Origin of the sequence: Gilliamella sp. wkB178 (assembly GCF_001690705.1) — a bacterium.
GTDB lineage: Bacteria > Pseudomonadota > Gammaproteobacteria > Enterobacterales > Orbaceae > Gilliamella > Gilliamella apicola_K.
Window position 1 is genome coordinate 231,544 of the sequence record NZ_LZGK01000014.1, and the last position, 13,833, is coordinate 245,376.

15 protein-coding genes are annotated in these 13,833 nt (G+C 33.5%); 6 read left to right on the forward strand and 9 right to left on the reverse strand.

The features are described 5' to 3' along the window. Nucleotides 1–132 precede the first annotated feature (132 nt). The 4 genes from A9G13_RS09305 (at nucleotide 133) to galU (ending at nucleotide 3,151) form a co-directional block, all read left to right on the forward strand. Nucleotides 133–1,326, forward strand: coding sequence for an amino acid aminotransferase (locus tag A9G13_RS09305; protein ID WP_065557334.1), 1,194 nt, complete (start codon nucleotides 133–135; stop codon nucleotides 1,324–1,326). Between the two features lie 30 nt (nucleotides 1,327–1,356). Further along, on the forward strand, nucleotides 1,357–1,506 hold the full coding sequence (locus A9G13_RS11055) for an entericidin A/B family lipoprotein (RefSeq protein WP_081301220.1): 150 nt from the start codon (nucleotides 1,357–1,359) through the stop codon (nucleotides 1,504–1,506). A gap of 56 nt (nucleotides 1,507–1,562) precedes the next feature. Then, nucleotides 1,563–2,069, forward strand: coding sequence for a hypothetical protein (locus A9G13_RS09310; RefSeq protein ID WP_065557335.1), 507 nt, complete (start codon nucleotides 1,563–1,565; stop codon nucleotides 2,067–2,069). Nucleotides 2,070–2,236: 167 nt separating this feature from the next. Further along, complete coding sequence (gene galU, locus A9G13_RS09315) at nucleotides 2,237–3,151, forward strand: UTP--glucose-1-phosphate uridylyltransferase GalU (RefSeq protein ID WP_065557336.1); 915 nt, start codon at nucleotides 2,237–2,239, stop codon at nucleotides 3,149–3,151. Nucleotides 3,152–3,262: 111 nt separating this feature from the next. Here the strand turns inward: galU and hemH are convergent, their stop codons facing one another. The 3 genes from hemH to orn are packed head-to-tail and all read right to left on the reverse strand — an operon-like array spanning nucleotide 3,263 to nucleotide 6,120. Beyond that, the gene (hemH, locus tag A9G13_RS09320) at nucleotides 3,263–4,270 is read right to left on the reverse strand and encodes a ferrochelatase (protein ID WP_065557337.1); all 1,008 of its coding nucleotides are present in this window, start codon (nucleotides 4,268–4,270) and stop codon (nucleotides 3,263–3,265) included. Nucleotides 4,271–4,285: 15 nt separating this feature from the next. Beyond that, nucleotides 4,286–5,551 carry a lipid IV(A) 3-deoxy-D-manno-octulosonic acid transferase gene (gene waaA / locus A9G13_RS09325; protein ID WP_065557338.1) on the reverse strand — a complete coding sequence of 422 codons (1,266 nt, stop codon included), beginning with the start codon at nucleotides 5,549–5,551 and terminating at the stop codon, nucleotides 4,286–4,288. Between the two features lie 5 nt (nucleotides 5,552–5,556). Further along, nucleotides 5,557–6,120 (reverse strand): oligoribonuclease, encoded by a 564-nt coding sequence (gene orn / locus A9G13_RS09330; protein WP_065557339.1) that lies wholly within the window; start codon nucleotides 6,118–6,120, stop codon nucleotides 5,557–5,559. A gap of 78 nt (nucleotides 6,121–6,198) precedes the next feature. On the opposite strand from orn, the gene rsgA reads away from it, so the two are divergent. Next, nucleotides 6,199–7,227, forward strand: coding sequence for a small ribosomal subunit biogenesis GTPase RsgA (gene rsgA / locus A9G13_RS09335; RefSeq protein WP_065557395.1), 1,029 nt, complete (start codon nucleotides 6,199–6,201; stop codon nucleotides 7,225–7,227). Between the two features lie 123 nt (nucleotides 7,228–7,350). Here rsgA and A9G13_RS09340 read toward each other — a convergent pair whose 3' ends face one another. Together A9G13_RS09340 and dauA are read right to left on the reverse strand one after the other, a co-directional pair. Beyond that, nucleotides 7,351–7,896: an HdeD family acid-resistance protein gene (locus A9G13_RS09340; RefSeq protein ID WP_065557340.1), complete on the reverse strand. Its 546-nt coding sequence runs from the start codon at nucleotides 7,894–7,896 to the stop codon at nucleotides 7,351–7,353. Between the two features lie 179 nt (nucleotides 7,897–8,075). After that, entirely contained in the window at nucleotides 8,076–9,749 is a 1,674-nt protein-coding gene (gene dauA, locus A9G13_RS09345) for a C4-dicarboxylic acid transporter DauA (RefSeq protein WP_065557341.1), read from the reverse strand. Between the two features lie 295 nt (nucleotides 9,750–10,044). On the opposite strand from dauA, the gene A9G13_RS09350 reads away from it, so the two are divergent. Further along, nucleotides 10,045–11,400, forward strand: a complete 1,356-nt coding sequence (locus A9G13_RS09350; protein WP_065557342.1) for a histidine-type phosphatase — start codon at nucleotides 10,045–10,047, stop codon at nucleotides 11,398–11,400. Between the two features lie 52 nt (nucleotides 11,401–11,452). Here A9G13_RS09350 and dtd read toward each other — a convergent pair whose 3' ends face one another. From dtd to rpsT, 4 genes are all read right to left on the reverse strand, one after another. Next, nucleotides 11,453–11,887, reverse strand: a complete 435-nt coding sequence (dtd, locus tag A9G13_RS09355) for a D-aminoacyl-tRNA deacylase (RefSeq protein ID WP_065557343.1) — start codon at nucleotides 11,885–11,887, stop codon at nucleotides 11,453–11,455. A 7-nt stretch (nucleotides 11,888–11,894) separates the two neighbouring features. Next, complete coding sequence (locus tag A9G13_RS09360) at nucleotides 11,895–12,737, reverse strand: virulence factor BrkB family protein (protein WP_065557344.1); 843 nt, start codon at nucleotides 12,735–12,737, stop codon at nucleotides 11,895–11,897. Nucleotides 12,738–12,746: 9 nt separating this feature from the next. Further along, nucleotides 12,747–13,310, reverse strand: a complete 564-nt coding sequence (locus A9G13_RS09365) for an SPOR domain-containing protein (protein WP_081301222.1) — start codon at nucleotides 13,308–13,310, stop codon at nucleotides 12,747–12,749. Between the two features lie 178 nt (nucleotides 13,311–13,488). Continuing rightward, nucleotides 13,489–13,752 (reverse strand): 30S ribosomal protein S20, encoded by a 264-nt coding sequence (gene rpsT, locus A9G13_RS09370; protein WP_065557346.1) that lies wholly within the window; start codon nucleotides 13,750–13,752, stop codon nucleotides 13,489–13,491. Between the last annotated feature and the right edge of the window lie 81 nt (nucleotides 13,753–13,833).

Sequence of the window (13,833 nt, forward strand, 5' to 3'; positions counted from 1 at the left end):
TATAAATTTATTTTCAATAATCAATAAAATAATCTATTATTAAACTAGCATTTATTGATTGATTGCCTCTTGACTTGGTGCAATAATCTACAATAGATTATTACTATTTAGTACATAAATTAGGTTATATATATGTTTGAAAAAGTAGAGCCATATGCTGGAGACCCCATTTTATCATTAGTGGCTGATTTTAATAATGATAATCGAAAAGATAAAACAAATTTAAGTATTGGTTATTACTATGACGAGTATGGTGTTGTTCCACAATTAGAATGTGTTAAAACTGCTCGTGATTATGTTTATAATAACCAAAAAGAAGCACAACTCTATTTACCAATGAGTGGTTTACCTAGTTATTGTCAGGCTATTCAAGCTTTATTATTGGGTGAGGGACATCCTGCATATCAAAACAAACGTATTGCAACCATTCAAACATTAGGCGGTTCCGGCGCCTTGAAAGTGGGAGCTGATTTTTTATTTCGTTATTTCCCTTCATCAGAGGTTTGGGTTAGTGATCCAACTTGGGAAAATCATATTGCGATTTTTAATGGTGCAGGGTTTAAGGTTAATAAATATCCTTATTTTGATCCACAAACTTGTGGGGTTAAATTTGATGCTATGTTAGCAGTATTGAATCAATTACCGGCTAAAAGTATTGTGTTATTACATCCTTGTTGTCATAATCCAACTGGAGCAGATTTAACTCACACTCAGTGGGATCAAGTAATAGAGGTGTTATTGGCACGAGATCTTATTCCTTTTATGGACATCGCTTATCAAGGATTTGGTGAAAGTATTGAAGATGATGCCTATGCTATTAAAAAAGTTGCAGAAAAAGGACTATGTGGTTTTATAAGTAATTCATTTTCAAAAATATTTTCGCTATATGGTGAGAGAGTAGGTGGTTTATCCGTACTATGTGAAGATAGTGAAGTTGCTAATCGGGTTTTAGGTCAACTTCAAGCAACAGTAAGGCGTAATTATTCAAGCCCTGCCGCTTATGGAGCGCAGCTAGTATCATATGTTTTGAATAATTCTGCTCTAAAATCGCAATGGTATAAAGAAGTTGCATTAATGCGTGAACGTATAGTATTAATGCGATCCACTTTAGTAGACTCGTTAAAAAAAGCAGTACCCGATCGAGATTTCGATTTTTTTGTCAAGCAGCGAGGCATGTTTAGTTATACTGGTTTTACTCAAGCACAAGTTACTTACTTAAAAAATAATTTTGCTGTTTATTTGGTGGGCAGTGGAAGGATGTGTGTGGCTGGTTTAAATCATCATAATATTTACCGTGTAGCTGAAGCTTTCGCTGCATTAAAATAATAACGTTGTTGAATGAAAGGAGTACTATTTATGTTTCGTAAAATGTTTGTTTTGATGTTAGGTGTTATTATGGCGACTCTAGTTGTAGGTTGTAATACTGTCAAGGGTGTAGGCCAGGATGTTCAGTCAGGTGGAAAGGCTATCTCCAAATCAGCTGAAAAAGTCAGTGAAAAAATGTAAGTTAGTAAATATTGTTTATACTTATATTTGAAATAATAAATAAGTTTGGATAAAAAATGCAGCGAGTGTTAATTGGCGTAACATTATTTTTACTCGTTGGTTGCGGTTCGTTATTAAATTATCGGACCGCACCTTTAGTAATGCAAAATTGTCAGTATACAACACGTCCAGGTGTAGAATTTTTGTTTAATCCATTGCCTGCTAACATATCAAGTTATCAACATGTATATATTGCTCAAAGTCGAGATAGCCGGGTTTTACCTGCTGAATATGCAGGTATGAGAGGTAAATTGACGAATCAGTTTTTCGTACGCGATTATCCAAAAGAAACCTTTTGGCGAGCTCAAACTTTATTAGAACGGGCAACTTTATATGATGATGGATATGATGACGTGTATATCAGTCCTCAACAAAAAGAAGATCGTGATCGCAAAGCTAAATTTGTAGTAAGAAAGGCAATATTACAAAATTGCCAAGTAGTGTATATTGCGATTGATTCTTTAACTACCAATAGAGATAATCCTCAATTAATAGAAGCGGCTGGTTTAACGATTATAAAATAACGATAAAATATAATAGTAAAGATAGTATCCCAAAGGTTGCTCAGTTAGTTATTATCTTAATACAACTAGTTATTGGTATTGTTAATTGGATTTCGTATATGTTAATGGATATTATAATGAGTTAACATATAAGGTGTGTATAGATTAATTTGTTTTAAGGAAAGAAAATGTCATTAAATTTAGATAATTCTATAACAGGAAAAGTAAAAAAAGCTATTATTCCAGTTGCTGGACTCGGTACTCGTATGTTACCGGCTACTAAAGCAATTCCAAAAGAGATGCTACCAGTTGTAGATAAACCTCTTATTCAATATGTGGTTAAAGAATGTATTGCTGCTGGTATTACTGAAATTATTTTTGTTACTCATTCTTCTAAAAATTCAATCGAAAACCATTTTGATACCAGTTTTGAATTAGAAGCAATGTTAGAAGCGCGCGTTAAGCGTCAATTATTGCAAGAAGTACAAGGTATTTTACCTAAGCACGTAACGATTACTAGTGTCCGTCAGGGGTTAGCTAAAGGGCTTGGGCATGCGGTGCTTTGTGCCTATCCTTTAGTGGGCGATGAACCTTTTGTAGTGGTGTTGCCTGATGTGATTATCGATGAGTATGATAGTGATTTAACTAGTGATAATTTAGCAGCAATGATTAACAATTATCATGAAACTAAACATAGTCAAATTATGGTTGAACCGGTACCTAAAGAATTAGTTTCTTCCTATGGTATCGTGGATTGCCGTGGTGAAGAATTATCGGCTGGTAATGTAGCTCAAATGTACAGCGTGGTAGAAAAACCGACAATAGAAGAAGCTCCATCCAATCAATCAGTTGTTGGTCGTTATGTATTATCGGAAAAGATTTGGCCAATGCTAGCTAAAACTCCATTAGGAGCAGGTGGTGAAATCCAGTTAACCGATGCTATTGCTATGTTATTAGAAGAAGATCCAGTAGATGCTTATTGTATTAAAGGTCGCAGTCATGATTGTGGTAATAAACTCGGCTATATACAAACTTTTGTGCAATATGCGATGCGCCATAAGAGCCTGGGTGAAGATGTTAAAGCATGGTTAAAAACAATTTAATGTTCGCAATTCAACTCTAGTTGAAAAAGGACGCTAGCTAGCGTCCTTTTTATTGTACTTATGGTTCACATTGTAATGATCGAGTACTTTTTATGCGATGAATAGCCTACGTTACCTTAAGTTACAATGTTGTAAAGATGTTTCCTGAACACTATACGTTTCAGTATAATTAATTAACTCTAAGAGCAAATTGATGTGTATATCGGAGTCATTTAATGCGGGAATATAGAAGAAATTTTCACCACCAGCATTTAAAAAGATTGCACGATTTTGTTCATCAATTTCATAAATTGTTTCAATACAATCAGCTGAAAATCCTGGACACATAACTTGGATAGTTTTTTTGCCATTGTTAGCTAATTTTTGTAATACATCGCTGGTATTAGGTTCAACCCATTTACCTTTACCAAATTTAGATTGGTAAGCCATGTGTATGGGTAAATTAATACCATTTGCTTGGCATTTTTCTACTAACAGTTTTGTGGTTAGCTCACAACGCTCAATATAATCATCCTGTCTTTTACTAATGTAACGCTCAGGGATACCATGATAAGAAAGAAGTAATACTTCAGGTTGCCCATGTTCTAAAAAAGATTGTTTTATTTGTAAATATAACGCATGGATATAACTTGGATGGCTGGCATAATCACGAATAAATTGAGCATGGGCTAAAATGGGATAAGTCGATATAAGTGGCTTCAATTTGTCAAATACGGCAAGTGTAGTGGTGGTTGAATATTGTGGGAATAATGGCAGTATAATGAGTTCATCACATGATTTAAGATTTTCTAATGCCGATTGCATATTGGGTTCACCATACGTCATTGCTAGTTCACATCTAACATAGGGTAGAGTATAGCTTAATTTATCTCGTAGTAATTGACTGAAGTGTAATAAAGGAGAAGCACCGTTTAACCAAATTTTACGATAATGATTAATAATATAAGGTACTCGCTTAGGTAGTACAATATATTTTAAAATCGTATACCAAATAAAATAGGGCAGATCAACTACATGCCGATCGAGTAGAAATTCGGTTAAATAGTTTTTAATTGCAGTTGGTGTTATGTCACTGGGGGTACCTAAATTAATCAATAACAGACCGTGTTTTTTCTGCACAGGCAATCCTTATTTTCAGATAAGATAATAGTTGATTATTTCAAGTAATCGTTTAAGAGCACCTTGATTTTGTTTTAATACTTGATAGGCATGTTCACCTATCTGTTTACAGATAATTTTATCATTTAACAAATGGTTTATCGCCGAATATAGATCATTTGCTGAATTTGTGCAAACTATCATTGCGTTAGCAGCAATTAATTGTTCACATATTATTTTAAAATTAAAAAAATGTTCGCCACTAATAATTGGAATATGGTGGAGAGCTGGTTCTAATGGGTTATGACCACCATGCTCAACTAAGCTACCACCCACGAAGGCAATATCGGCCAGGCCATAAAGTTCTAATAGTTCTCCCATGGTATCACCCAAAATAACTTGTGTTTGTGCTGTTGGGATTGCATTACTACTACGGCATAGATAATTAAATCCATTTTCTATAATTAATTTTTCAACTGTTCTAAAACGTTCAGGATGACGAGGTACTAAAATTAATAACAAATTTGGATGTTGTTTAAGTAAACGCTTAAAAGCTGTTAAAATTATTTCATCTTCACCACTATGAGTACTAGCGGCAATTAAAGTTGGGCGATTTAATTGCCATTGCTGTTTTAAGTCTATTATTTTTTGTTGCTGCTGCGCAGTTAATTCAATATCAAACTTAATACTTCCAGTAACCGATAAGTGATTACTCGGTAGACCAAGTGAAAGAAAGCGTTCACCATCTTGTTGATTTTGTGCTGCCACCATACTAATTTTAGGTAATAAGTTACTAATGGCTTTTCCTAATTTGCGATATCCTTTAGCTGAGCGTTCAGATAATCTGGCATTAGCAATAATCAAAGGAATCTGGCGTTTGTTGCATTGACTAATAAAATTAGGCCAGAGTTCTGTTTCCATAATTATCACTAGCTTTGGGCGAAGTATTTTTAAAAAACGTCTGATTGCACATGGTAAGTCATAAGGTAAATAGACATGGCTAACACTATTTTTTAAGAGATCTTTTACGCGCTGAGAACCAGTTGGTGTCATGGTAGTGACAGTTATTGGTAAATTAGGATATTGTTGCTGTAAAGCTTTAATTAAAGGAATTGCCGCTATGGTTTCGCCAACGGAAACTGCATGGACTAAAATACCATCAGGTTTGACTTTATTTTTGCAAAAGCCATAACGTTCAAATATGCGTTGACGATAAGCTGGGGCTTTACGACTTCGCCATAACAATTTTAACCAAACTAATGGTTGTATTAAATAAACTAGAATAGTGTATAAAATTTGCATATAAACTAATTAGTTAGATTAAAAAAGTGTTGGCGATAATAATTAAGTTCGGCAATAGAATCACGAATATCATCTAATGCTTGGTGAGAACTCTGTTTACTGATTGCTTTTAGAATTTCTGGTTTCCAACGTTTAGCCAGTTCTTTGATAGTACTTACATCTAAGTAACGATAATGAAAATAACTTTCTAACATGGGCATATAATTAAATAAAAATCGACGATCTTGTCCAATAGTGTTACCACAAATGGGTGAACTATTTTCTGGCACCCATTGTTTTAAGAATTCAATAGTTTGCAATTCAGCTTGCTGTTCATTAATGGTGCTTTGACGAACACGATCAATTAGGCCGGATTTTCCATGAGTTGTTTTATTCCAATCATCCATTAGAGCCAGTTGTTCATCAGATTGATGCACGGCTATAACCGGACCTTCAGCAAGAATATTAAGGTCTGAATCAGTAACAATTGTGGCAATTTCAATAATACGATCAACGCTTGGATTGAGTCCTGTCATTTCAAGATCTATCCAAATAAGGTTATTGCTATTAATTTGAGATTGTGTAGTCATATTTTGCTATAAAAATTTCTTTTTGATGTCGAGTAGTGTAGCATAACTGACAAACTGTTTTAGTAAAAATTAGTGACTGTGGCAAAAAATAAACTCTCTCAAAATCAAAAAAGACGTGTTGCAGCAAAACATCAACAACGTTTAACAACTCAACAAGATGAAAATCTATCGAATTTTTCCTTTCCACGTGATGGCGTGGTAATTAGTCGTTTTGGTAAATCAGCTGATGTTGAGGATAATGCAGGGCTAATGTATCGCTGTAGTATTCGCCGAACATTACCATCTTTGGTAACTGGTGATAAAGTAGTGTGGCGCGAAAGTTTAGAACCTAATACTAATGGTATTATTGAAGCTGTACATCCGCGTCATTCCGAACTCGTACGTCCTGATTTTTATGATGGAGTTAAACCAGTAGCGGCTAATATTGATCAAATTGTGATCATATCAGCCGTATTACCAGAATTATCTCTTAATATTATCGATCGTTATTTGGTTGCATGTGAAGCAACGAATATCAAACCGATCATTGTATTGAATAAAATTGATTTATTGAGTGATGAACAACGGTTAGACGTTGAGACTCAATTAGCTATTTATACTGAAATTGGTTATTCAGTGTTATTGGTTTCTTGTCAAAATCAACAAGGTATCACATTTTTACAAGAAGCTTTGCAGAGTAAAATATCTATTTTAGTTGGTCAATCTGGAGTTGGTAAGTCAAGTATTATCAATTTACTACTTCCTCATCAATTGCAATCTGTTATGACTGGAGCAGTGTCCGAACTATCAGGGCTTGGTCAACATACTACTACTTCGACCAGACTTTATCATTTGTCAAATGGTGGTGATATTATTGATTCTCCAGGTATTCGGGAATTTGGTTTGTGGCATTTACAGCCAGAACAGGTTATCAATGGTTTCAAAGAGTTTGGTAATTATTTAGGTGGGTGTCAATTTCGTGATTGTAATCATTTAAATACTCCGGGATGTTTGTTACAACAGGCAGTCAAAGAGGGTAAAATTGCACCATCCAGGTTGGAAAATTATCATCGAATTTTACATACAATGCAGGAAGTTAAAGCTAAAACTAATAAAAGTTATAAATAGTATTTTTAACTTAATTAAGCAAAATCTTTTAACATACTAATTAAATTTAAGCTGTTTTTAATTAGCTTTAATTGCCTACAATATACAAATATATACCTTGTAGGCAATCTAACTATTAAAAAATTATCGATTTTTTAGAGCAAAACCAATAGCGACATAAGCCCAACCTTGGAATATCAAGTCAATTCCTAAAAACATACCTAATATCCAAAGGCTATCATTTGGCCAACCAGTAATAATCATTAATCCTAAAATAACATTGATAATACCAGATGTTAATACCCATCCCCAACTAGGTAAATTACGATTATTAAACGCGGCAAATATTTGGGTAAAGCCACTCATTATCAATAAGAAGGAAATAACTAAAGTTAACGCAGAAGAGACGGCAATTGGTTGGAAAAATGACATTAGTCCCGTAAAAATATATAAAACTCCCATTATTGCCCATAATGCAGTTTGACCAAAACCTTTAATACTAAATGAATGTACTGCTTGAGCAATACCCGCAATTAATAGCAATGAACCGATGAAATAGACTGAAAAAACTGTAGCAATAAACTGGTAACCTAATGCTAAGCACCCTAAGACAATTAAGATTATACCAACTAAGATAAACCAGCCTGATTTTTGTTTAAGATCATTAATATTTTTTAATTCAGATATCATATAAATTTTCCTATTTCGTTACGTTAAATTTCTATATTTATTTAAAAATTTTTTTAAACCAATAGATCTGCCAATACTTGTCGGCAGAAGAAGAGAACTTTAGTAGGTATACACAATGATGTTTTTCATCACATTATTGTGTTTATTGAAACTCGATTATAATAAAGCAAAATTTAAAACTAGCTTTTATCTTTCAGTGCTTCCTCAAGCGTTGAAAAAAACATTAATTTATTAGGAATTGGTGTGATTTTTGCTCGAGCCAATGTTTTAAGCGGTTGAAATTGTAATTCACAAATTGATAAATCCACTTGTTCAGGTAATTCATCAATAAAGCGTATTAAAGCATTTAAGCCACCTGCATCTAAAATTGGTACCGCATCCCATTGTAATATGATGTGATGATAGCCATTAATTTTTTGATATAGTTCAAAAAATGTACGCTCAGCAGCAGCAAAAAACAACGGTCCATTAATACGTAGTACTAAGGTTGTATTATTCGTTTTATTTAACTCAACTAGGCGAGTCATACGAGCAATACGACGCATAAATAAAATTGATGCAAGTACGATCCCAAGGGTAATGGCAATAACCATATCGAACAATACAGTTAAAGACATGCAGATAAGCATAATTATAATATCATCTTTGGGGGCGCATTTAATAATATATATAACTCGTTGGAATGCACTCATGTTCCAAGCCACTATTAATAATAGTGCTGCCATTGCTGACAATGGAATAAAGGATAATATAGGAGCGAAGCAGATAAGTGCTAGTAATACAATTAATGAATGTAAAATTGCAGCTACTGGTGAAGTAGCTCCAGCTTTAACATTAGCAGCTGAGCGTGCAATTGCTGCAGTGGCTGAAATACCACCAAAAAATGGTGCAATAATATTTCCAAGGCCTTGTCCAATAAGTTCACTGTTTGAGTGATGTTTAGTATGAGTCATTTCATCCAATACCACCGCACAAAGCAATGATTCAATCGCGCAAAGCATTGCCATAGTTAATGAAATTGGTAGAAGGGCAGAAAGTGTTGACCACTCCCAATGGAAATCAGCATATTGCCAAGGTAGAATAAATTCTGGTAATACGGAGGGGATTCCATGACCAACAGTATTATCACTCAAAGTATAAGTAAAACGTGAACCAATTGTTTCAATATGATAATCAAATTGATTAAATATCAACATAACAGCAATCCCGGCAATTAATGCTGGTAAATGCCCAGAAATTTTGACGCGTACTTTTGGCCAGACAATTAAGACACATAAGGTTACTAGTCCGACAATTGTGTCAGCTATATTAATTGTTGGTAAAGTTGTAGCTAAAGCAATTACTTTACTGATGTAATTTTCAGGCATATGTTCAAGTGTTAAACCAAAAAAATCTTTAATTTGCATCGTGGCAATGGTAATTGCTATGCCAGAGGTAAAACCTAAAACTACAGGTAACGGAATATATTCAATTAATCTGCCTAATCGAACGACTCCCATTAAAATTAGAAATATTCCGGACAGTAATGTTGCAATTAGGAGTCCAGATAAGCCAAATTGTAATGATACCGGGTATAAAATAACTACAAAAGCGGCTGTTGGACCAGAGACACTAAAACGTGAGCCACCAGTTAAAGCAATCACAAAACCAGCAATAATGGCGGTATAAAGCCCGTGTTGTGGAGGTACACCACTAGCTATAGCTAGTGCCATTGCCAGAGGTATAGCAATAATACCAACGGTGATACCAGCAATTAAATCTTTAAAAAAGCGAGATAGATTGTAAGGAGTAGTTATACATGCTGAAATAAAAGCGCAACAAATTGTAGTGCTACTAGTTCCAAATAATTTCATTATTTTTTAATCAATTATGTCTAAAGTTATCGTTAATAGTGTATAAGATAATCTTTTTTTTAAAAAATAAAAGAGTGTTGCGAAAATAATCGCTTAATTTTTGACGTACGTTATGTAAAAGGATAAAATTTATACAAAATATAACGTTATAAAATTAGTTATATTTATTTCGTAGATTCTATAGATTTCATAATTGTTAAAAATATATTTATTATAATAATCGATACACTTTTATTAATTCATATATTTGATTACTTTTGTAATCAAATAAACTACTTAAAAATCAGGTGTTTTGATGAATAACTCTAATAAATTGTTTTTTATTGTATTATTCTTATTTTCTTCAATGAGTTTTGCACAGCAAATGACTGTTTCTGGTTCTAAAACTAGTTATCAATACGATACTAAACAGAAGTTAACTTCAGTACCAAAAGGTTATCAAGCTTTTTATATTGACCATATTGGGCGTCATGGATCACGTTATATTAGTAAAGCAAAATATGAAGATATAGCCTATAACACTTTACTATTAGCTGAAAAAGAACATCAATTGACAGATATGGGTAAAGAATTACTTCGACAAATTGCAATTATTATACAACTTAATAAAAATCATTATGGTGAGCTGACTGATCTTGGTCGTCAAGATATTAGTTTTATCAGTCAAAGAATGTTAGCTAATAATCCTTCGGTTTTTAAAGGTCAAAAACTTGATGTAATGGCATCTAGTTCACCAAGAGCAAAAGAAAGTGCAAAAATTTTTATACAAGTTTTTAGTACTAAATATCCTAATATTCAAATAATGCAGCAACCCGATGATGAGCAAACGTTATTGCGTTTTTTTGATTATTCACCAAATTATAAAGCATATAAAAATAGTAAAGCTATTAAAAATGAGATCAAATCTTTAGAACATGCCTCACAAACAATACAAATGAGTGATGAGATTGCTAAAAAAATATTTACCTATGATTTTTCAAGTAGACTAGCTAATGGAATTGAAATAGTAGATTTCCCATCAATTAAGACCGATGATTTTGCGATTGCAATTTATCAACTTTATCAAGAATTATTGGCGTTTCCACCACAAGTTTTAGTTAATAATAATCTTGATCTCAGTATGTATTTTTCAACTAAGGAACAAATCTGGTTTGATACTGTGGTAGGTGTGAAAAATTATCTACAAATTGGTCCGGCTTTTGATAACAATGGTATTCAGATTAAAATTGCGGCGCCATTATTATGGAATATGATACATACCGCTGATGCGGCTCTAGCTGACCAAAAAATAGATGCTAATTTACGTTTTGCCCACGCTGAAACAATTTCACCTTTAGCAACTTTGCTTGAAATTGAAGGTACCAGGAATGTGACAGATAATCTTTCGGAGTATCCTTCTGTTTGGCATGCCGATAAAATTATTCCTATGGGGGCAAATATACAATGGATCTTTTATCGAAGTAGGGAAGCAAATCAACCAGTTTTAGTTAAAGTGTTATTAAATGAGCAGGAAGTAAAAATTCCTGTAGCAACCAATAATTATCCTTATTATCGTTGGCAGGATGTTAAACAGTTTTATGTAAATAAACTAAACAAGTTAGGTCTAAAAGAAACACAAAATCCCCTCAAGATGTTAAAAACTTTGCAATAAATGTTTAGTAGAGGTTATGTTTATTATTGGTAATATGAAATTTTTAAATGGATTATACTTGTAACCAAAATGTTACTGGCCCATCATTGATAAGTGATACTTGCATATTAGCGGCAAATTGACCGGTTTGAGTTCCGATTTGTTGTTGGCATTGTTGAACAAAAAATTGATAAAGGTTATTAGCTTCTTCCGGTTTGGCTCCCCGAGTAAAACTTGGACGCATTCCTTTATGTGTGTCAGCGGCTAAAGTAAATTGAGATACAACTAATATTTCACCGTTAGCTTGTTTTACATTTAGATTCATTTTTCCTTCATCATCACTAAAAATACGATAACCTAGAACCTTTTCACAAAGACGAATGGCTTTTTGTTCATTATCTTGTTGCTCAACGCCAAGCAAAACCAGAATCCCATGATTAATCTCTCCAATGATTTGATCATCAACAGTAACACTGGCTTGTTTAACACGTTGGATTAAGGCAATCATGGTTTAGTTACTCCGATTTCTGTTCATGATTAAGAGTGAGTTGTTTTTGTCGATTATAGTCAGTGAGAGTGGCGGCAAATTCTGCTCCAAAGAGAACTATGCACCAAGAACAATAAATCCACACTAACATAATAGGAATTGATGATACTACACCATAAATAAGTTGATAAGTTGGAAATGAGGTAACATAAAATGCAAAAGCTCGTTTACTTAATTCAAATAATATTGCGGCTACAAAAGCGCCAATAATCGATTCTTTAAACGGTACTGTTTCAGTTGGAATGATGCAGTAAAGTAACCAAAATCCAACAATTGAAATGATGAATGGTAAGGTAGTAAGTAAAATATTCCCAGTTGTAGCTGCAGATAACCATTTTAAGGAAAAAATATAAGAACTAATTGCTATACTGGAACCAACTAAAATTGGGCCTAACGTTAAGATCGTCCAATACATGGTTAAATTGTAAATTAATGAACGTTTACGTTTAGTTTTCCAAATATGATTGAGCGCATTATTAATAGAATTAATTAATAATAAAGACGTTACAATTAGTCCCACTACTCCTAGAATGGTCATTTTTTTGGTATTGGCAATAAATTGTTCGAGATAATTTTGAATGGTATCACCAGCAGTGGGAACAAGATTGTTGTAGATTAACTGTTTTAAAGAACGACTAATTTCATTAAACATTGGGAAAGCAGATAATAATGAAAAAATAACAGTAATCAGCGGTACTAGTGCCAATATTGTGGTGTAGGCAAGCCCAGCAGAGGATGTAGTTAGACGGTCTTGGTTAATACGAGACCATAACATTTTTGAAAATATCTGTATCTGCTTACATGTTTTCATAGGCTTCTGTTATTGATTAGTAACAGTACAACTATTGATACCATTACTTTTTAATGAATTTACAACTTTATCTGCATCATTTTTATTAGCATAAGGACCAACAGTAACACGATATAATTGACCTGAAGTTATATTACCACTAAACCCAGACATAGCTAATTGCGCCCTTAGTGTATCAGCATTGAATTTGTCTTTAAATGCACCACACTGTAGTAACCATTTGGTTTGTGATGATACAGGAATTGATGTTGCTTTGGCAGCTTGTGTTGTAGTATTCGTCTGTACTTGCGGCGTGACAACACGAGTATTATTGACAAAACTATCTAAAATTTGTTGTCGTTCACTAGCGACTGAACTAGAAGAGGTTCCAGAACTAGCGTTAGGTGTTTCTAGTTCTTTTAAATATGTCCAGCGTTCCTGAGGTTGTTCGGGTAAAGTTAGTGCTGGAGGTTCAGTTTTTTTCTTTGATTGTTCAACAACTTTATCTGTTTTGTTGTTATTTGAAATAACATAAAGAACGGCAGAGAATAAAGCGATAAGAACAATAGCGATGAATATCATTAGCTTTGGCATGAGCCGAGACTTATTTTTTTTTGTTCGGCCCTTTTTTCTAACATAATCACGCTGAACCACAATATACTCTCTTTTGATGTTATTGATCTTGAATGATAGATTAGTATACAAATAAAAAAAGTGGCTTTCACCACTTTTTATGATTTTCTATAATTATTATCACTAACAGACTAAAACATTAAGCCAATGCTTTGATCTGTTTGATTAAATTTGCTTTATGACGTGCAGCTTTATTTTTGTGAATTAAGCCGCGGGCCGCTTGACGATCAACAACTGTTTGCATATTTTTAAATGCTTCTTCAGCTGTTTGTTTTTCACCAGCTGCGATAGCTGCGTAAACTTTTTTGATATAAGTACGCATCATTGAACGGTTACTAGCATTATGTTTACGGCGTTTTTCGGATTGAACCGCACGTTTCTTAGCTGATTTGATATTAGCCAAAGTCAACTCCCAAGTTAAAATAAAAAATATATATTAATAAGGCGGGTGAATATGCCTTATTTTCTCTCTTTTGTCAATGCA